At 42.8% G+C, this 20,374-nt stretch carries 12 protein-coding genes; 5 read left to right on the forward strand and 7 right to left on the reverse strand.

Annotation, left to right across the window (positions count from 1 at the left end):
* Positions 1-86: 86 nt before the first annotated feature.
* Positions 87-5,660 carry a PAS domain S-box protein gene (locus tag ACXYMT_RS12980; RefSeq protein ID WP_459059530.1) on the reverse strand — a complete coding sequence of 1,858 codons (5,574 nt, stop codon included), beginning with the start codon at positions 5,658-5,660 and terminating at the stop codon, positions 87-89.
* 329 nt (positions 5,661-5,989) lie between these two features.
* Here ACXYMT_RS12980 and ACXYMT_RS12985 point away from each other — a divergent pair, with 329 nt between their 5' ends.
* On the forward strand, positions 5,990-7,462 hold the full coding sequence (locus ACXYMT_RS12985) for an exonuclease domain-containing protein (RefSeq protein ID WP_459059531.1): 1,473 nt from the start codon (positions 5,990-5,992) through the stop codon (positions 7,460-7,462).
* Positions 7,463-7,726: 264 nt separating this feature from the next.
* Here ACXYMT_RS12985 and ACXYMT_RS12990 read toward each other — a convergent pair whose 3' ends face one another.
* On the reverse strand, positions 7,727-9,178 hold the full coding sequence (locus ACXYMT_RS12990; protein ID WP_459059590.1) for a glycosyltransferase family 2 protein: 1,452 nt from the start codon (positions 9,176-9,178) through the stop codon (positions 7,727-7,729).
* Between the two features lie 473 nt (positions 9,179-9,651).
* On the reverse strand, positions 9,652-10,503 hold the full coding sequence (locus ACXYMT_RS12995; RefSeq protein ID WP_459059532.1) for a helix-turn-helix domain-containing protein: 852 nt from the start codon (positions 10,501-10,503) through the stop codon (positions 9,652-9,654).
* Between the two features lie 423 nt (positions 10,504-10,926).
* On the opposite strand from ACXYMT_RS12995, the gene ACXYMT_RS13000 reads away from it, so the two are divergent.
* Complete coding sequence (locus ACXYMT_RS13000) at positions 10,927-12,960, forward strand: S8 family serine peptidase (protein WP_459059533.1); 2,034 nt, start codon at positions 10,927-10,929, stop codon at positions 12,958-12,960.
* Between the two features lie 117 nt (positions 12,961-13,077).
* On the opposite strand, the gene ACXYMT_RS13005 is transcribed toward ACXYMT_RS13000, so the two are convergent.
* On the reverse strand, positions 13,078-13,713 hold the full coding sequence (locus ACXYMT_RS13005; protein WP_459059534.1) for a DUF998 domain-containing protein: 636 nt from the start codon (positions 13,711-13,713) through the stop codon (positions 13,078-13,080).
* A 111-nt stretch (positions 13,714-13,824) separates the two neighbouring features.
* Between ACXYMT_RS13005 and ACXYMT_RS13010 the strand changes: the two genes are divergently transcribed.
* Complete coding sequence (locus ACXYMT_RS13010; protein ID WP_459059535.1) at positions 13,825-14,193, forward strand: nuclear transport factor 2 family protein; 369 nt, start codon at positions 13,825-13,827, stop codon at positions 14,191-14,193.
* A gap of 82 nt (positions 14,194-14,275) precedes the next feature.
* Here ACXYMT_RS13010 and ACXYMT_RS13015 read toward each other — a convergent pair whose 3' ends face one another.
* On the reverse strand, positions 14,276-14,731 hold the full coding sequence (locus ACXYMT_RS13015; RefSeq protein WP_459059536.1) for a hypothetical protein: 456 nt from the start codon (positions 14,729-14,731) through the stop codon (positions 14,276-14,278).
* A 287-nt stretch (positions 14,732-15,018) separates the two neighbouring features.
* On the opposite strand from ACXYMT_RS13015, the gene ACXYMT_RS13020 reads away from it, so the two are divergent.
* On the forward strand, positions 15,019-15,504 hold the full coding sequence (locus ACXYMT_RS13020; protein WP_459059537.1) for a YqiA/YcfP family alpha/beta fold hydrolase: 486 nt from the start codon (positions 15,019-15,021) through the stop codon (positions 15,502-15,504).
* A gap of 84 nt (positions 15,505-15,588) precedes the next feature.
* Here ACXYMT_RS13020 and ACXYMT_RS13025 read toward each other — a convergent pair whose 3' ends face one another.
* Positions 15,589-16,254 (reverse strand): class I SAM-dependent methyltransferase, encoded by a 666-nt coding sequence (locus tag ACXYMT_RS13025; RefSeq protein ID WP_459059538.1) that lies wholly within the window; start codon positions 16,252-16,254, stop codon positions 15,589-15,591.
* Positions 16,255-16,438: 184 nt separating this feature from the next.
* On the opposite strand from ACXYMT_RS13025, the gene ACXYMT_RS13030 reads away from it, so the two are divergent.
* Positions 16,439-17,707 (forward strand): hypothetical protein, encoded by a 1,269-nt coding sequence (locus ACXYMT_RS13030; RefSeq protein ID WP_459059539.1) that lies wholly within the window; start codon positions 16,439-16,441, stop codon positions 17,705-17,707.
* Positions 17,708-18,169: 462 nt separating this feature from the next.
* Here the strand turns inward: ACXYMT_RS13030 and ACXYMT_RS13035 are convergent, their stop codons facing one another.
* The gene (locus ACXYMT_RS13035; protein WP_459059540.1) at positions 18,170-19,984 is read right to left on the reverse strand and encodes an alpha-amylase family glycosyl hydrolase; all 1,815 of its coding nucleotides are present in this window, start codon (positions 19,982-19,984) and stop codon (positions 18,170-18,172) included.
* Positions 19,985-20,374: the final 390 nt, after the last annotated feature.

Here is a 20,374-nt window from a genome sequence, read left to right on the forward strand (position 1 = left end):
TAAACCTAATCTTGTGGTAAACTTTCTCTTTGTGCTTCTTCAAAAATTGGGAAGTGAAATCTTTGGAAATGACTTTTCAGTAGCTGCTAATCTTCGAGAGCTTTAAGCTGAGTTATAAGAATGCTGAACGAAATAATTATCTCCTGCTGCTTTTCATCCAGTTCCTTCAATACGGCGTCCTTTTTCTTAAGAAGTTCACGATATTGGTGTATCTCATCTTTTAGCCTGTTTGCCTGGAGATAATGTAAGGAAGTTGTGTTCTTATGAATGAGGTTGGATAATTTATCCACATCTTTTGCTTCAGCAGCCAGGCTAAATTCTTTCCTGTATAACTCCATGGTCTTTACAGAGTTCCCTATAAGTTTTTGGAGCACATTTTTATTACTTCCTGCCAGAGCAAGATACCTGGAGATATCAAAAGAGGGCCGGGGGATCTCATCTTCCACTCGTTTTATAGCTTTGTTAAATTTAGCTTTACCTTGTTCCAGGAGTTCCTGTAGTCCGGTTTCTCCTTGACTCGATTTTATGTGATCAACTGCGCGACCTAACAGGGCTGAAAGGGATGACAGTCCCAACATTTCCAACAGCATCTTTGATTTGTGCTGCAAATCCTCAAGCTTTTGTAAGGAGCCGGTGGTCATAGCATTAATAAATACTTTTTTATGATCCTTTAACTGGGAAAGGGTAAGCAGCATTAGGTCATCATCATTAAATTCCTCTTCTAAAACAGGATTTTTAAAGGTGGAAACAGGTTTATCCTGAACAGGTAAAATCTTTTTTGCCTTTCCAGGTAAATGTTGAAGGATCTTTTTCTTCAGGTCAAAAGGTTCAAAAGGCTTGGTCAAAAGCCCACTGAATTTGGTTTCCCTATCTTCCTGAAGCACTTCCTGACTCTTATCGGCGGTAAGAGCAAGAATAGGAGTCTTTTTATAACCGGCCATTGTCCTTATTTGGTGGGTTGCTTCATACCCATCCATTTCCGGCATTCGAATGTCCATAAGAATAAGATCATATTCTGTCTTTTTTGCCATCTCTACAGCTTCTTTACCATTTTTGGCTTCGTCGGGCTGGAGCTGCCACCATTTTTTCAGGAATTGAGTGATGATCTTTCTGTTGATCTCAACATCTTCCACCAAAAGGACCTTCAGGTTGTTCAGGTCTCCCCTGTTTTCATATTGAGGGAGTTCCATGGAAATGTTCTTCTTTTCCGCTTTTTTGACACCTAACCTAAAGTAGAAGGTAGAGCCTTTGCCCGGTGTGCTTTCCACATGTATCTCACTGCCCATGAGATCCAGCAGGAGCCTGGTAATACTAAGGCCCAAACCTGTACCTCCAAACTGTCGCACGGTGGAACTCTCTGCCTGGGCAAACTTCTCAAAAATGTGTTCCAGCTTATCATTTTGAATGCCTATTCCGGTATCTTCCACTTTAAAATCAAGCCATACATTGTCTCCTTCTGTTTTATTGGGACTTACAGAAATTTTCACCTTCCCATTTGAGGTGAATTTTACAGCATTACTTATGAGGTTATGAAGTACCTGAGAAAGCTTTAATTGATCTGTAGTAATACATTCCGGAACTTCTTTGGCTATTTTCAGCTCCATGACAGTATTCTTTGCTTTGGCCATTGGCTCATGAGCCTGCTTTATTCCTTTTAGAAGAGCTTCCAGATCAAAGTCTGTCGTTGACAACTCTGCTTTTCCTGCTTCCAGCTTACTGTAATCCAGGATGTCGTTAATGAGCGCTAACAAATTTCTAGCAGAGAATTTCAAAGAATCGAGATTTTCTTTTTGATCTTCCCTTGGTTTTTCCTCCAGCAGCAGGTTAGTGAGACCGATCACTGCATTTAAAGGCGTTCGTATTTCATGGCTCATTGTAGAGAGAAAATCTTCCTTCGCTTTTGAAGCCTCTTCGGCTACTTCTTTTGCTTCCTTTAAAGCTTCTTCTGCCAGTTTACGGTCATTGATGTCAAGGTTCATCCCAAACCACCTGGTGACTTTCCCTTCTGTATCAAAAATGGGGGTAGCTTTGACATTGGTCCAGTGCGGTTTCCCCGAAGAGCTAAGCACCCTGTACTCCATATCAAAGATCGTCTTATATTCTACGGCCTTTTGCCAATGATCCATTACCCGTGCCCTGTCATCTGGATAAATCGCGTTCAACCAGCCGTTTCCAATCCATTCTTCATAGGTTTGGCCGGTGAAATTTCGCCAGGAGGCACTATCTTCCTTTATAGTTCCATCGGGCTCAGTTTCCCATACCGCTATGGCCGAAGCTTCAACAAGATTTCTAAAGCGTTGCTCACTTTCTTTCAGGGCTTTCTCTGCCCTGGCTTTTTCTATAGCTTCCCAGGTCTGCCGGCAAACTTCCTCCACAAGACCAACTTCAAGCTGGCTCCATTTTCTGGGAGTGTTTTGTTGAACCGTTATAAGGGCTTCTAATTTTCCTTGCTTTAAAAGGGGAATAGCTATAAGACCTTTAACTTGTGAGGAGGTAATTCTTTCCCGGGCATATTTATTATCCTTGAAAAATGCTGTAATATCTTCGTGAACAAAAGAAACTCCTTTTAAGAGTTGTTTATGAAGTCCGGGATCTAATTCGGAAAGCCTGGTAGGTCCTGTCACAGCTTCAACATCTTTTGTGAATCCAAGACGTGATGCCAGGGTATCTTCATCATCAAGAACTTCAGAATAGATTGCCCGGTTTACATCGAGGTGAGCTCCTAAGATTTGCATGGCAGTTTGCTGAATTCTTACAGGCTCCTCCAGGCTGCGAAGAGCTTCATTGAGCTTCAGTAAAAATTTTTGACGTTCTTCTGCCTCCTTACGTTCTGTAATATCCTTAAATATGATCGCAACATGCTGCTCGTTTGGAGAATCAACTCTAAAAGCATTCACATCGAACCAACGTTGAAGGCCTTCGGCATAATCTTCAAACCTCACAGCTTTTCCGGTCAAAGCTACATCTCCATAAATCTTTTTCCAGTAATCTTCAATGTCGGGTACCAGTTCATTAATGCTTTTCCCCAACACGTTCGTCAAGCCTGTTTGCTTCTCAAAAACAGGGTTTGTCTCGAGATATTTGTAATCAATACTTCTACCATCCTCATCCCGAATGATCTCAATGATACAGAACCCTTCATCCATGGAGTTGATGATCTTCTTATACTTATCTGTTGCTTTTTGAGTAAGTTCTTCCTTAATTTCTATAAGTTCATTTTCGGCCCGCTTTTGGTCGGTGATATCCAGGAAGGTCAAGATAAAGCCATCTCCGTTTTTTACAGCAGAGACATCAAACCAATGGTCAAAATGTTCTCCTTGATAGGAGCGCTGTACCCGTAGAGGGATCCCTGTTTCTACTACTTCCACATAAGATTTAAAAAATCTCTCCTTAACACCCGGGTAGAGTTCCAGCAATCTACTACCTGTGAGTTCTTTTTTAGATAATTGATTTACCTTTTCCGCAGCTTTATTTGCTCCTTTAAATTCAAAATCAATTATGTCTCCATTCGTATCTCTTACCGCATGCAAAATAGTAATGGCAGAAATGGAGCCGTTCAACATCTGTTGGATGGTTTCCTCTGTGTGTTTGCGTTCAGTGATATCCTCTGCCGTAGCTACAAGATATTTGTCCCGCCGGGTAAGTCTAAAGTGGAACCAGTTTTTAAATCCATCTCCTTCGTACCACACTTCGAAGTCTCCAGGCTCTCCGGTTTCAGCAGTTTTTTTGAACTCTTCAAGAACGACAGTTTTCTTCACATGTGGAAAAACTTCAGAAAACCGTTCTCCAATTATATCTCTGGGGATACCAAACCTAAGGTGATTGAATGCGTTGGTCATTACAAACCTAAAGTCTTCCACACCGCCTTTATCATTATAAAGGATCTTATAAAGGATAATGGAGTTAGGGGAAGAATCAAAAACAGACTGTAAAAGGCCTTTATTTTCTTTTAATTTTTTAGCCTGATGTTTTATCTCTTCCAGGGAAGTCTTAAGCATTTCTGTTTCTGAGCTCAGACCTCTTTTTTCAGCCTGTTCTCTTTTAATTTCGGTCACGTCCAGAACCCGGTGGATGATATAGTCCACTTCTCCCTCGGCACTCAAAACCGGGGTATTGGTTGGGCTCCAGTATTTTTCTATAAATTTTCCGTCCCTGTCCCTAATGTCGTACTGTTGGATAGCCATACGATGAGGCCGTTTTGTCTCTAATACGGTGTGTAAAGAAGCCCTAAGGTTCTCAACACTTTTCGCATCGGGAGCAGCAGGATTATCGGGAAATACTTCAAAAAGGTGTTTTCCAATGATCTCCTCCCGGGTATTCTCTGTGGCTTCGAGGTAAGCGTCACTGGCCATCTCTATTTTAAGCTCCTTTGAAAGCACGAGGTAAGCATCAGGTGCATTTTGCAAAACTTCAAGGAGATTCTTACTTCGCTTTTCGCTCCTCCGCAATTCTTTTTCCGTTTCTTTTTTCTCAGTAACGTCCTGTACCAGCCCAATGATTTTTGGCGACCCGCCGTCGGAATCTTGTAGGAACCTGCCGTGAACATCCAGATTTCGGAGTTGACCATCTTTAGAATAGATGCGCCGGTGATATTGATAAGGAGAATTAGTCTTAATTGCATTATCAAGGATCCCGTGTATAACAGGAACATCATCTGGATGCGTGCGTTCATCTATCCATTGAATGGAGGGAGTAAAGGAACCCGGCTCTTCTCCAAACAACCGGTAAAGACCTTCAGAGAAATAAATGGTGTTAGTATCCGTCTCCATCTCATAACTACCCATGCCGGCAAGGACTTCAGTAGAACGCATAAGATTTTCGGCTTTGTGTCTTTCCTCTTCAGCTTTTACACGTTCGGTAATATCCTGCAGGGTACCATAAACCCTTAGAGGATTGCCTTTGTCATCTTTAATAATGGCCGACTTTCGGTGTACATGTCTAATGCTTTTATCAGGACGAACTATACGGGTGATGGTGTCAAAGGATTTCCCTGTAGCATGGGTTTTATCTACAGCATCTTTGAGGGCTGGTAGATCTTCAGGATGAATAAAATTGAAGAACTCATCAACAAGTAAACCCTGGGTACGGGGCGGGATACCAAGGATCCTGTACATTTCATCGCTACAGTGCATGATCTCTCCGGGAAGCTGGCGTTCAAAACTGCCTATACGGCCTATCTCCTGGGCATTTCTTAACCTTCTGTGTTCCTCCCGGAGTTTTTCTTCACTTAATTTTTGTTCATGAATATTCTGGGCAGTTCCAATGGCATGTGTTACCTCTCCCTGCTCATTGAATTTAAATACTTTTTCGGTTAGAAGGTACCATTCCCACTTATTATCCACAGTACGTACTCTCACTTCTACCTCGCACTCTTCCTCTTCGGCAAAAGAAAGGCATTTCTCAAGACTCTTCATCCGCTCTTGATAATCCTCGGGATGGATAAAATCCCGGAAGATCTCTGTTCCCCGGCTAAGGAGGTAATTGGAATCATAGCCAAGAAGTTCCTTTACCTTTTTACTTATATATACCACCTTCTGTTCCTGAAGGTCTACTACAAATAATATGTTGGAACTCAGATCGGCTACTTTTTCAAAAAAATCGAAGTTTCCGGTAAAAATATTTTTTTCAGAATTATCCTGAGGCTTATCGGGGTCTGTCATTGATCTCAAAAAATTATATAACCCTAAGGCTATTCGAAAGACAGCATTTGTTGCATAAGGGATGAGTCGCCAAATGCATACAAATGATCTTTAGGGGAAATATAAGTAAAACTAATTAAAATTGATGTTGTTCTTTATACCACCTTCAGCACTTAGCATTACCTTAACAATTGGCTATACCAATTGCATTTTCAGAACAAATTGAGAGGGGCAAAACTGGACCGAGTTACATAGTCTAGAAGTTTAAATTTATGGATTTTTTCCATTCTTGTGGATTTTTTCCTACTTTACCGAAATTATTCCTATTTTTACCCTTTTTGAGACCCTTCATGAAAGACCAGTTATTTGCCGTCATAGATGTAGAAACCACCGGAGGAGGAATTAACGGAAACCGGCTCACCGAGATCTGTATCGTCCTCATGCGGGGAGCTGAGGTCATCGACAAATTTACCAGCCTCATCAATCCGGAAAAGGATATCCCGCGACAGATCACTGCCCTCACAGGAATTGATAATGACATGCTCGTCGATGCCCCGAAATTTCATGAGGTGGCAAAAAAGATCGAGGAACTTACCCGGGACGCCATTTTTGTGGCTCATAATGTGAACTTTGACTATAATGTGTTGCGGAATGAATTTAGGGAGCTTGGCTTTGAATACAGCCGCAGGAAACTTTGTACCGTCCGCCTCTCCCGAAAACTCATTCCCGGTTTATTTTCCTACAGCCTTGGCAGGTTGTGTGATTCGATCAATATTCCGTTGATCAATCGACATCGGGCCGAGGGGGATACCGATGCTACAGTAATTCTTTTTCAGCGCCTGCTGTCTCTGGATGATGATTACAGGGTGATCAATTCATTCCTGCACGCCCGCTCCAGGCAGGCTACCCTGCCACCACATATTGATGCCGAGCAGATCGATAACCTGCCCGAAAGTGCAGGTATTTACCTGTTCAAGGACAGGAAGCACAAAGTGATCTATGCCGGCAAAGCTATTGACATAAAGAAGCGGGTAGTTTCCCATTTTTACGATCGCATGAGCAAGGAATACGAGCTGGGGCAGGAGACATTCTTTATAGACCACGAGACGACCGGCAGCGAACTTGTAGCCCTGCTCCTGGAATCTGAATGCATCCGGAAGTATTATCCGCGATTCAACAGGGCACAAAAAAGGCCCGGTCCGGTATATCAAATCGTGAGTTATACCAATCAGCGGGGAGTTTTGCAGCTTGCCCTGGAGAAAACGCATAAAAAACGAGAGTCCATAGGCACCTTTTACAGCCGTGGCCTGGCGCAGGAAAAGCTGGAGTTTCTTTGCAGGGAATTCCACCTCTGTCCTAAATACTGCAGCTTACAGGCTAATGTGGAGATTTGCTCTCATTATGAGATCGAAAGCTGTGAAGGAGTTTGCTCCGGGAAAGAACCTGTGGAAGCCTATAATCAAAAGGTGGCAAAGGCCGTTGCTTCCCTCACCGATGAGTCCTCAACTTTTGTGATAAGGGAGAAAGGCAGGCATTTTGAGGAAGAGGCTTTCGTCCTGGTAAAGGAAGGCCAATATCAGGGTTTTGGTTTCATTGATGCCGAATCTCAGGTGAGTAGGCTGGAAGATTATGAACCTTTTCTAAAAAGACAGGTGGCCACCTATCATACCCATAAGATCCTGAGCAATTATCTCCGGAAACAAGGAGCTCCAAAAGTGACATTTTTCGATAACGAGCCGGAGACTTTTTCCGTTCGGTCGGCGAACAGAGCACAAAAGAATGCCGCTGTCATGGCGAGTCATGGAACACTTTCTCTTTTTTAAGGTTTAAGGTTTAAGGGTAAGGATTAAGGTTTATTTTTTTGATCTGGAAGCACCAAGTTTCAAGCACCACATTATAATTAATGTTCTCTCCGTCTTTGCGAAGGAGCTTTTTAGCGACTGAAGCAATCTCACTCTATTGAAAAGTAGTTTTGGATCAAAACCATCAACGCCTAACGAAAAGATCCGCTCCAATTGGAAGCGGATCTTTCTTAATTTGATGGAAAGCTGAGCGTTTAAAATTTTTTAAACCTTAGTCCTTTATCCTTATTTTTTAACCGGTAATTCTCTGGTTAACCAACCTCTTCTGTTAGCCGTAGCCATAGCATAAGGCGTGATCCAGAACAATCCGAAGGTATAGAAAAGGCTATACGAGTAGGCCCAGAATGCTTCAGAAATGTTGTACTTCTTTGCATAGAAGAATGCCGGCAGACTGGAGAATATCAGAATACTCAAGAGGGTAGAGCTCAGGAACAGCACGGGATGCATCACTAACAATACGATCATGATAAGGAATAGGGGGTAGGCGGTGAGCATATGCATCCACTGATTCAGCAGTAAAAGTCTGGTGCCCGATCTTGATCCATTTCTGAACGGCTTAAAAGCAAACTTCGTCATCATGAGGTTCTCCCGTACGTTACTTCTTTCCCAGCGGGTGAACATCTTATGCAGACTGCTGAACTTTTCAGGAATATTCGTCAGTACATAGGCGTTACGCTGGAACAGGACGTGATAGCCCTGCTTCAGGATCATATTGGTCATGGCGCGGTCTTCCCCAATGTCTGTTGGCTGCCCCATAAAAGTCTGGTTGATCCACTCGGGCAGGCAGGTCATTACTGCTTTGCTGCGATAGGCTGCCAGGGCTCCGGGGGTACAAAGTACAGAACCCAGCACACTCTGTGCAGAGCGAATGAATTCAAAACTAAATACAAAGCTTACATTCAACATTCGTGGAATGATGGCTCTTTCATTGTTAAGCACACGTACGTTTCCGGCCACTGCACCGCAATTTTCATTGGTCACAAATGGCGAGACCAGGTTGCGTAAAGTGTCTTTTTCTACTATTGAGTCGCTATCTACAGTTACAAAGACCTCTCCCGTAGCCAGATTGAATCCGCGGTAAAGCGCATGTCTCTTCCCCTGGTTGTGAGGCTGCTGATAGATCGCAACGCGATCCCCGAGCTGCTCCTTGGCCTTTTTCATCCATTCCCAGGTATCATCTTTACTACCATCGTCAATGGCGATCAACTGAAGTTTTTCTTCCGGGTACAGGCTGTTAGTAAGACTAAGTAGGGTAGAGTAGACCTGCTTACCCTCATTGTAGGCAGGTACGATCACCGTACAGGTCGGCAACTCCTCATCTGTAACCGAAGTAACCGGCTTATAGCGGAAGAACAGCTGCGTGATGTAGGCCAGAAATCCTAGCCTGAACATAAGAAGGAATCCGGTAAGGACCAGGAGGATGGTGCCGCCAATAGTATTTATGCGGCTCAGGTTCATTTCCTCAAATTGTGGTTGCAGGAGGTAAACTGAAACGGCTCCTCCAATTAACAGCAGGAAAGTTGAGACCAGGGTGAAAATGTGTCTTTTGGTAAAGGTCGCTTTACGGTAATTTTCCGAAGCAGTAGCTTCAGGAGATGCGTCGTTGGATTGTATGTTTTTATTAGTACTAAATTTTTCAGCCGAAGCTAAAGTGGGTAATTCAAATTCTTTTGTCATCATTTCTTCTGAAATTTTTGTTCTGTCCGGGTAACTGTCAGTGTTTTCAGGGGGCACCAATAGTACAGGACGTCAGGAGCGGCAGTACCAATTATTGTACCCAAAAAAATAGTGCTGGAAATCAGCCTTTTTGAGAGGTAAGGAGGTTGTCAGGTTGTGGCAGAAGGAGAATTGTTGTGGATTTTTTCTACAGTCAATTGGGGGAAAACTGTGGTGACCACCTTCACTTCCTGTCAGGCGAGGAAGGTTTTAAAACATGTTGAATCAAGTTCACCTTTATGAAAGTGGCGGAGTTGCGGGGCATTGTCTTGGATTACAAATCCGCATCGGCGGGGTGAAGTGGCGTCACGGCAATTTTTCAGGTTGCTATGTGGGAGATAATGAAACAAGTTCAGTATAGGGTGTTGTGGAGTTTGGACTCTCATCACGGTAGGAAAAGCCCAGGTAGGCGGGTTATTGCAATGCCATGCGGATTAAGAATTTGGGCCATTATTTTCCGGTCTTCCCATGTAGTTCTGAATATAATTATGTTCTCCCTTTAGGAAATGTTGGGGCGTATCTCGCATTAGCCTCACAAAATCTTTTATGAAATGGGCCTGGTCGTAATAACCGCAATCCAGAGCCAGGAGATGAATCTTTTCAGTAGATCCGTTTTTCAGCATGTCAAAAACAGTATTTAGCTGTATCACCTTGCAAAAGTATTTGGGAGGTACTCCAATAATATTTTTAAAGATCCTTCTAAAATGACGGGGGCTTATCCCCGCCTTCTTGATAAGTTGCTCATGGTCTGAAAGACCATCTTCCTCAAGGATGAGCTTAATGGTTTGGTCCAGCCATGGAATAGCGGGAAGGCGTTCCGGGACGAGCATCTCCAGGAACTTCAGGAGGATGTCAAACCTCTTGGCGTTTGAACAACTCACTTCAAGATCCTTATTTAAACAAGGAGATGCTTTTTCTGTGGCATCTTGCAGTGAAGTCCAGCGGTTCGTGAAAACTATACCGGGTTTTCGAAATAGATAGTAGAGGGTAGTGGGATGAAGAATAATTCCTATTTGACCAAAAATTCCATCCAGCTGAAAAGTAATATCGGCATTATAGATCTGGCCTGCAGTACAAATATTCGAAGACAGCTCATATTTTTTTCCGTTCACAGTGTATCCTGGTCTGTGGTTGTAAATATTGACCAACAGGGGAAAACCTGTACTAAAGACGGGAACATTGAGCTGTACCGGAGAATCGGTCTCTCCGAAGATAAAAGCCACTACAAAATCCCGGAGTTTCTCCGGGACTTCAAGATCTACTTTTTTGGCAAAGCTTTCTATCATTAAAGCCTGTTGTGTCGTCTTATAAGCTGAGGGATAGGTTGTTTGGGAGAAAAACCGAAAGGAGGAAACGCTAAGGTAGTAAATTAAATTTAGGGTTTAGATCGAACCGGTTTATCAATAGGGAAGCTTTTTGAGAGGGCTAAAAACCTTGAAGGTGTTAGCCCCATCCTTTATTTCATTATAGAAAAACTGTCATGTCCGAAATGTACAATGAAAGTAACTTTTAAAATGCTAATTTTCAAATCTTTATGTTTCTTGTGCTTCTGATTTTTCGCATCACAAGCTGTGAATTCGACTTACCCTATATAAGTTCTAGAAGGTCCCCTATGTGAAATGTTTTTATTTAACGGCTTGTTTTCAAGCCCCTTAATTCATACTGCTATGGACTATCATCAACTGATTTGTTTTAGAAAAAAATTCTTTTTGTTTGCACTCCTAATTATCCTGGGTTCCTGTAGTGAAGATCCACTTCTGGATGAGGTGAAAGAATTGGATGCAGAAATTAATACTACTTCAGAAAATGCAGTAATTAAGGGACATTATATAGTAGTGGTTTCTAAAGACCCTGCGGTAAAAAATCCAAAGGCAGCTGCAATACTGGATAAAATAATGAATAAAATCTCTGAAAAGGCAGCAGCAAAAATTAATAGAAAATATACAAATGTGCTCCAGGGTTTTGCAGCAGAGCTTACAGCAGGACAAGTGAGCGAATTGCGCAAAGACAGGAGAATTCTACTGGTGGAAGAGGATCGACAGGTAAAGCTGCACAGCAGTATAGTACAGGAGTTTCCATCCTGGGGTTTAGATAGAATTGATCAACGGGAGGGGGGCTGTAATCGTGCTTATGCTTATAATCTCACAGGAAAAGGTGTTACAGCTTACGTCATGGATACTGGAATGCGTGTGACCCATGAGGATTTTGGAGGCAGGGCAGTGCACGGATATGATTTTGTCAAAGAAGAAGGGGAAGAAGGAAGGGATTGCTATGGGCATGGTACCCCTGTGGCAGGAATAATAGGCGGCACAAAATATGGTGTTGCAAAGAGCATTGAAATAGTTTCGGTCAAAGTTTTCGATTGTAAAGGTGGTTCTCCAGCGTCAAGAATCCTGGAAGCTATGGATTGGGTTTACATTAATGCGGCCAGACCTGCAATACTGAATGCAAGTTTTGGATACTATGCATCTGAGGCGATGGATCTGGCATTTGAAAATTCATTAGGTGCAGGTATACATTTTGCTGTTTCAGCCGGAAACGCTGATAGAGATGCATGTGAATATTCTCCTGCACGGGTGCCGGGAGTATTAACAGTTGGAGCTAGTGATGTCCAGGATAGAATAGCTTCCTATTCTTCTACCTCCGGCTCTAACTACGGCTCTTGTGTTGATGTTTTTGCACCGGGACTTAATACCCGGACGGCCTCGAAAATCGATGATGTTTCGTCCAGGTATTTTAGCGGAACATCAGCCGCAGCACCACACGTAGCAGGAGTGATGGCTCTTTACCTCGAACTAGATCCTAATATCACTCCCGAAGCACTTCACAATGCTGTCTTGAGCAATTCAACTCCTAATACCGTCACAGGAGTGCCTTCGGGAACAAATGCTTTTCTCTACAGTTTGACAGAACCTATAGAATTTACTCCCCCTAATCCTCCAGACCTTAATCTTTCAGTCTATAGTTTCCGCACACAGGGAAGTAATTACGTCAACCTTAAGTGGGATCCAACCGATATACCGTATATCCATGTTTATGTTGATGGAACTACTACGAAGGTTCCTGTAGAAGGGGAATATGTTACCCAGTTCTACAACAATGATGGAAATGATCAAGTAAGGCTGGAAGACAGCAAAAGAAATGCTACTCATAGAATAAAAATATGTGAGGTAGGTTATGCTAACTGCTCGCAAGAGATTATAGTGGTGTTTGGTGATGGGGGAGGCGGCGGTGAAACAACCAATGAGCCTCCGGCAGCAGATTTCACCTATACTACAAACCTGCTAAGCCTTCAGTTTACCGATACCAGCACAGATTCCGATGGCTCAGTGACAGCCTGGAGCTGGGATTTTGGAGATGGGCAAAGTTCCTCCACACAACATCCTTCACACAACTACACAGTGGCAGGGACCTATACCGTGTCTCTTATGGTTACAGATGATGCAGGTGATACCGGCAGCACTTCAAAAAATATAACTGTAAGTGCAGAGGAGCCTGCACCCGGAGATATTTCCTTAACTGGCAGCGGAACTAAAGTAAAGGGTAGATGGAGTGCAGACCTTAGTTGGAATCCTGCGGGAACATCGGTGGATATTTACAGAAATAATGTAAAGATCGCTTCCGGAGAAAATAATGGAACATACACAGATGCCACAGATTTTAAAGGCAGTGGGTCTTTAACATATAAAGTTTGTGAGGCCGGTAGCATCATTTGCTCTAATGAAGTGAGGCTGCAGTATTAAGGTGGTTAGGCAGATTCCATGCTTTGTCTCGCATTTTCCAAATAGACAGCAGAACAAAAATCACTCTTGTCAAAGTGCCGGTTAAAAACCGGCATTTTTAATTAAGAAGTAGTTGCACTATGGCTTTGAGTAGACTGGTTTTGGAAATCGGTACAATTGATAAGAAACCGTTCCCAACCAGATGACGATAAGTGAACAGACCAGGCGTTCATAAGCTCCGTCAAAGGAATTGGGCATGAGAGGCAGTAGAGGTGCGAGCACAAGCCATATGCCTGCCACCCAGCGGGAGAAGTTCTTGAGAAATGGTTTTATGCTGTAAAGACCGGTACTAATAGTGAATAAGAGGGCAGGGAACAGGAGGGCCAGAGTGTAGACCAGCTTGCGGTGCAGGGTGAACCCGGTTTTTCCGGCGTATTGATTGTGTTCTGCGATAAGGATCAGAACAGCAGCTATGAGAAGGCTTGTTCCGAGACTTATAAGCCATTTGGTGCCCCTGATTTTGACGAAATAAAGCCCAATCGCCAAAGCGACAAACCCGAGGGCAAGTAGATCCAGCCCAAGATCCTGTATCCAGCCGTATTTGCCTATGGCAAGCATGCTTATAGTGTCTGCAATGGGATCATGTGCTTCGTGCAGAGCAATACCAATAAAATCGGTCGCAATAACAGCGAAACAGCCAAAGATGCCTATTGCTCCGGTAATGCTGTAGTTGTACTTCATATTCAGATAACGGTATTTAAATTTATGAATCATTTTGGAACCGTTTTTTAATATATAAAATTCCATTTGATAAGGAGCGTTCAAAACAGAAGACTGCTGCTTCTTGAAATTAAGTGCTAAATAAATTATCTTGAAGATAAAAATATGGAGCAAAATAAACTTGAAGACCGAAATCCGTGGGAGGTTTTTGAAGACCATCTGGATTTAGCGCAGCAGGGGGAGTTAGAAAAAGATCTGGAGCGGAATTATTCACAGGATAGTGTCCTCCTAACCAACTACGGAGTCTTTCACGGAAGGGAAGGAATGAAACAAGCAGCAGAACTTCTTAAAGAACAACTGCCGGGTGGTAACTACAATTATGTACTGAAGCTTTGCCATGAAGAAATGTGTTTCCTGCATTGGACAGGCAAGTCTGATGTTTCTGTAATCCCCGATGGAGCGGATTCTTACCTGATCAAAAATGGAAAAATTATGGTGCAGACCATCTACTATTCCGTACAAAAGATTTCATAAGAATGATTTCCTGCTTTAGGTTTTTCCTGCACAAGGTCTCACCTCATTCGCTATAAAACATTGTTGCTAAAAGCTGATTTAGTTAGGTTCTTTTGTGAACATAAGCCATGAATTCATAGCTAACCCCATTGCTCTCATAGGGATCCTGGGGAGGTATCATCCATAGCGTATTTTTGTCCTGAAACCTCATTTCATAGACTGTACCTGTAGACCCTGCACTAAAGATCCTGTACCGGTCTTCAGCAACTTCTTCCCACAACATTTCGCGGTTAAAGGTCTCTTCATTCAACATGCATTCGAGAGAATTGTAGCTGAAGTGGTAATCCATTTCTATGAACTTTCCACTGTTTTTAAATGTTATCCTTGATTTTTGAGCACATTCACCGGCTATAGATTCAACTTCATCCCCGGTTGTTGTGACTTCTGTCACTCCGTAAAAAGCCCAGGTTCCTACGATATTGCTGGTTGGAGCTTCTTCAGATGAACAGGAAAATAAAATGAACAATAATAAAAATGCGATGGGGGAGGAGAGTTTCATTTAAAAGGATTGGTTGGTGGTATATACGGATAGCCAAAAATAGCATTTTTGACCTTTTATTTTTGGGAATAATGCTTAATTTTTACCGGGTATTCAGGTGCTAAAAATAGCTTTCTCTAAATTGAGTTTGCTCCTGATATCGGAGACTGCCGGGAGCGCGTACAGCCAATCTTATTGGTAAAAACGAGGAGCATAAGAATCCGGTGCAGCAAGCAGGTAAGTTTAGATAAATGTATATTGCATCTTGAATAAAATCAAACTGAATCTTGAATCTTAAATTTTGAGTTGTGAACATTCTATACCTCCACGGCCTCGATAGTAAGCTTAGTCCCGAAAAGCGGGAAGTACTTGAACACTATGGAAAAGTCCTTTCACCCGATCTTAATTACTACGAAGATCCCAATGCTATTGAGACTATCCTGGGGATGTATCCAAATGGGGAGGTTGATGTCGTAATTGGGAGCAGCATGGGTGGTTTTGCAGGATATTATGTCTCCAATGCACTCAACAAACCCGCGCTGTTGTTCAATCCGGCGCTTGTGAAGAGATCTGTACCTCAAAACATTCCGAAGCTTGAAAATTTCAACTCTCTCAAACAGATCGTGCTTGGGCAGATCGATGACGTGGTTTCCCCGGCAGACACTTTAAGCTTCCTACCCCAGGACTTTAATGCGGTGACCGATCTTCATCTCCACCTGGTTCCGGAAAACGGACATAATATTCCTGTTCCACTATTTGAAGCGGAGGTTCAATCGTTCTTTGGAAAATTATAAGTCGGGTTTCGGAGGCGACGTTGTACAATACTTAATATACACCATGCAATTTCCGGCCTCATTGTATAGTACCGGGACTTATTATTATCCTACCTTATATAATGTTGTTACCAAAACTCCTTTGTAGCCGGGAGCCGGAACTCTTAATAACTCCCTTTCTTCTTTGGCCTTAAAATAAAATGGAGATGCGGAAAGATCTACGCCACTTCGTTTTTTTAGTCTTATTCCCTGCCCTGAGATAATATCCTTATTAGGTTCAAAACCTCCTTCCGGTAAGTGTTCGGTGAGAATAATATAACTGAAACTATATAATTTTTCTACCACTCTTTTTATTTCAGCATTCGATAAGTGTTGCAACACCTGTCTCAGGATCGCGCAATCCCCTGAAGGCAGTTCATCAATTGCAATATCCAAAGCATGAAATTCCAGGTTACCGGCGTTGAAGGTTTTCCTGTTATGCGCTACAAGCTCCTGAACAATATCAATGGCGATATATTTTTTGGTGTACTTCACCAGTTCTTTCCCGATATTGAAATCCCCACAACCCAGGTCGCAGACCACCGGCGGAGTCTCAAGATCTTTTAAGAAGGTAGAGACTGCAGCAATGTATGGGTTTACCGTCTCAGGGGCATGAGAGCCTAAACCTGAGTAGAACTCAGCTCCTTCACCACCCCACAAATTCTTTTCATAGATCTGCGTCATGGCATCTTTAGTGGGCCAGGGTTTTTTGTCCTTTTTTCTTGCTGTCATTTATTAGTAGCCAAAAATGGCATTTTTGAGAGGGATTACCTAATCCTGAATCCTGAATCGCGCAAAACAGCGCCGTAAGCCGAAGCAATTTATTGCAGCAGCGAAGAAGAAACAGCATGAATGTTAACACTTTTTTAATACATTTGGAATCCCTACAAGAAAATCAGCCACTTTAAACTTATTGATGAAAAAATTCTTGCTCCTCAGTCTTACCTTGTTATGTATAAATTTCACTCACTCCCAGGAAGAAAATAGTAAAAAGATCCGTTTATACCTGGACTGCCAGTCCTATTGTGACCAGGAATATATTAAAAGGGAAATTCCTTTTGTCGATTATGTGAATGACCGTTTTCAGTCGGATGTATTTATACTGTCGAACAGCCAGGTAACCGGGAGTGGGGGGCGTGAGTTCAAATTGCAGTTCACCGGAAGGGAGAAATTTGCAGGCCTAAACGATACGCTAACATTTGTAAGGCAGGCAACCGCGACAGATGACGAAGAAAGACAGCAAATGGTACAGGTCATTAAACTGGGATTGGTGCGATATCTTGCAAAGACAGAGCAGGGAAAAAAGGTGCAGATAACGCTTCAGCAGGAAGAAAAAGGCAGTGAGTCCGAAGTTGAGGAGCCGGTTGAGGATCCCTGGAACCTCTGGGTCTTCAACGCCCGACTTAACGGCTATCTCAACGGAGATAGAAACTACTTCAGCAATAGTTTTAGTACAGGATTTACAGCTTCCCGAATTTCTGAAGAGCTAAAGACAACCACTTCCATAAGTTATGGCGTCAACAAGAATCGCTATGGTACGGGTGAGGATGCCATAGAATTTTCTAATGAAACCTATAGAGCGAGTAATACCACAGTATGGTCTTTGAGCAGCCATTGGTCTGCAGGTGGTTACCTGGAATATCTGAGGTCAGATTTTGCTAATTATGAAGCTTCCTGGACTCTTACTCCTGCAATTGAATACAACTTCTTTCCCTATTCGCAATCGAACAATCATTACGTGGGATTAATGTATAAAGCAGGTCCTTCCTACTTTGAATATATAGAAGAGACGATCTATCTGGAAACCGAAGAGCTAAGGTTTCGGCAAAACCTTTCGCTGGCTGTGAGCCTGAATAAAAAGTGGGGGCAAATTAGTGGTTCGGCGGCTTTTGGGAATTATTTTCATGATTTTTCCAAGAGTAGATTAAGCTTCTCGGGCTATGCAGACCTTAGGTTATATAAAGGTCTATCGTTCAACATTAGCGGGTATTATGCCCTGCAACGTGACCAGCTGAATATAGTAAAGGGTGACATCTCGAATGAAGATCTTTTGACCAGGAGAAGACAACTCGATTCAAACTATTCATTTTATACCAGCTTCGGACTCCGTTACAGGTTTGGATCGATCTTTAACAATGTTGTCAATCCCCGTTTTGACGGTGGTGGCGGCATCATGATCTTTTAAAGGAAGAGAAGGAATAGGTAGTATACTGCGCTCTTAAAGAGGTGTCAAAAATGACATTTTTGGAGGGTGAATCTTGTAAAGCTATAAATTCCAAAATCCAAATTCCAGGTACCAACCTTTAAGCACCAAAATCGAGCACCAATTTTTTATTTTCGAATTTTGAATCCGGAATTTTGAACCCGCGCGAAGGCGAATTCCCGTCGTTCCCGATACTAACCCGCTCCTGCTTTCGCAGGTCCGGCTTCACCCGAACTAACGGATAATTGGATCTGAACTGAAGGAGAGCCTCAAACCGGAAAGAGCTTCTAAAATGTCATTTTTGAGGAGTAAATCAATCTCGAATTCTCAATCCTAAATCCGAAATCCAAAGCGCCGTCAGTTCGGGTTTTTTGGCTTAGCAGGAGCGAAGGCGAAAAGTATCGAGAACAGAGGCGTCTCCGGAATAAATAATTCATCGTTAGATTAGGGGGTATAGATCTGGGCTCCGTAAGCGGGAATATTGATTGCTCCGGTCCAGTTTTTATCATCGGTCATTTTTTCTTCAGTATCCATACCATTTACCTCCATTTCAGAAAAATCATCATCATAGCCCTTCCAGCTGCTATTGAACTGAAGTTTCCACTCCAGTGCCTGTTCGATTCCAATGCCATAGTCTTCGTAATCCTGATTACTGAAGTTCAGGACAACCAGAACCGGTTGCCGGTCATCTCCTCGATTGATACGCTTATAGGCTAAAATTTTGGTTTCCTGATTGAGATGTACAATTTCTGTTTCCTGTCCTCTTAATCCCTCAGTTCCTTCTAGTTTACCGGTCCTAAGGCCAATAAGGTCTGAGGACAACTTGTATATTCCGTTCATCTTTTTATACTTTTCCCAATCCAAAGCTTCATCATCTTTAAAGAATTCATCTTCTAAAAACTCCTGCCCCTGAAATATCATAGGAATTCCCGGCGCCGTCATGACCAGTACCAACCCAAGAATGGCTCTCTTTTTAGCGAAGGCGCTCTCAGCATTACCGGGATGGATTTCCTCAGGAACACGGGCTTTTCCATTGGCTACTTCATCATGAGATTCGGTGTAAATGATTCTGGAGAAGACATCGCTTCCATAATGGTAAGTAAGGGCCTGAGCAATTGTCTCCAGATTCCTGGCCTCATCATCGGGATTAATTAAGGCTTCTCTCACAGGATGTACAAAGTGCAGATCCCATTGTGCGCCATAACCAATGCCACCATCTTCTATTTTGTTGGTCATAAGGTCGTGCCCCCTAAGGTCTTCAGCTATAGTCAAGACTCTTGGGAATTTGTCTCTGATTTCTGAATTAATGTCGCGTATCAAAATCAAGCCTTCAATAATTTCAGTAGTATCAATCCCTAAACCTCCCGCTTCATACCTTATGTAGGAAGTGGCATCCATTCTAAGGCCGTCACAATGGTATTTCTCGATCCACATCAAGGCATTATCTCTTAAATACTGCCTTACTTCTGGACGCCCATAGTCGGGTCTCGTGTCACCCCACGGGGTCTCACTCCTGTGATCATTATAAAAATAGATGCCTCCTTTATCATTTTCACTCCAGCCATCAAATTGCCATAGGTCAACATCAGAAGGGCCAAAGTGGTTATATACCACATCCATAATGACACCTATCCCGTATTTGTGTGCTTCTTTTACAAGGGCGAACAGCCCATCGGGACCGCCATAGTCCTGTTCTATTGCGAAAGGATGTGCCGGATTATAACCCCAGGATATGCCCACGGAAAATTCGGCTGCAGGAAGTAATTCAATGCAATTTATACCCAGTTCCTGTAGGTAAGCCAGCTTTTCTATCACATCATGAAAAGTCCCTACCTGGTCTGCCTGTTTCCTGTTGAAGGTTCCCACATGAAGCTCATAGATAACCAGGGAATTCCAGTCGGGCAGTTCATAATTATCCTCTTCCCAGTCAAACTCCAGGTTTCGAATAATGGAATTGCCGTTGGAGTTGGTAACTTCCAGAGCATAGGGATCATTGCGCAAAAACTTCATCTCACTATTCCAGACAACATATTTGTACTGGTCTCCTTCTTTGGCCCGGGAGGTGGTTCCCACCCAATAACCGGCTTCTTCAAAAGTCAATTCTAAATCATCTTCTTTCCAGCCGTTAAAATCACCTGCCACAAACACCTTACTGGCATGTGGAGCCCAGACCCTGAAGGTCACATTTCCGTTTTCCACTATCGCGCCCATTCCTTCCGAAGCTGCAATTGGCTGCTCTACTTGCCTCTGGTCTTTCATTTTAGATGTTTTTTAGTATTGGTTTTGAAATTACTGAGGAAAATGATATTAAGGTTTTATTTATGAGGAAATTAACCTGCAGGGTGAACTATCGAGAACAAGGCGTGTCGAAACCGGAGCTGATGGGTAATAGAATCCAAACCGAAGGAGAGGCTTAAGAGCCGAAAGAATATCTAAAATGTCATTTTTGAAGGGTAAAATAATCTTGAATTTTTATCCTGAATTCGAAATTAAAGACCGCCGTCATTTCGATTTTTTTGGCTGAGCAGGAGCAAAGGTGACAAGTATCGGGACCAGAGAAGTCTCAGAACACCCGGGACTGATGGGAGTATTCTTTTGATCCTGGATCCTGCCAAAAAATAAAAAATCCTTATTTTCAGAATCAAATCA

It is taken from the genome of Salinimicrobium sp. CAU 1759 (assembly GCF_054482715.1).

What these genes read in the sequence shown, in the direction of transcription:
- ACXYMT_RS12980 (WP_459059530.1), bottom strand. Translation starts at nt 5,660, where the DNA reads ATGACAGACCCCGATAAGCCTCAGGATAATTCTGAAAAAAATATTTTT.
- ACXYMT_RS12985 (WP_459059531.1), top strand. Translation starts at nt 5,990, where the DNA reads ATGAAAGACCAGTTATTTGCCGTCATAGATGTAGAAACCACCGGAGGA.
- ACXYMT_RS12990 (WP_459059590.1), bottom strand. Translation starts at nt 9,178, where the DNA reads ATGACAAAAGAATTTGAATTACCCACTTTAGCTTCGGCTGAAAAATTT.
- ACXYMT_RS12995 (WP_459059532.1), bottom strand. Translation starts at nt 10,503, where the DNA reads ATGATAGAAAGCTTTGCCAAAAAAGTAGATCTTGAAGTCCCGGAGAAA.
- ACXYMT_RS13005 (WP_459059534.1), bottom strand. Translation starts at nt 13,713, where the DNA reads ATGATTCATAAATTTAAATACCGTTATCTGAATATGAAGTACAACTAC.
- ACXYMT_RS13010 (WP_459059535.1), top strand. Translation starts at nt 13,825, where the DNA reads ATGGAGCAAAATAAACTTGAAGACCGAAATCCGTGGGAGGTTTTTGAA.
- ACXYMT_RS13015 (WP_459059536.1), bottom strand. Translation starts at nt 14,731, where the DNA reads ATGAAACTCTCCTCCCCCATCGCATTTTTATTATTGTTCATTTTATTT.
- ACXYMT_RS13025 (WP_459059538.1), bottom strand. Translation starts at nt 16,254, where the DNA reads ATGACAGCAAGAAAAAAGGACAAAAAACCCTGGCCCACTAAAGATGCC.
- ACXYMT_RS13030 (WP_459059539.1), top strand. Translation starts at nt 16,439, where the DNA reads ATGAAAAAATTCTTGCTCCTCAGTCTTACCTTGTTATGTATAAATTTC.
- ACXYMT_RS13035 (WP_459059540.1), bottom strand. Translation starts at nt 19,984, where the DNA reads ATGAAAGACCAGAGGCAAGTAGAGCAGCCAATTGCAGCTTCGGAAGGA.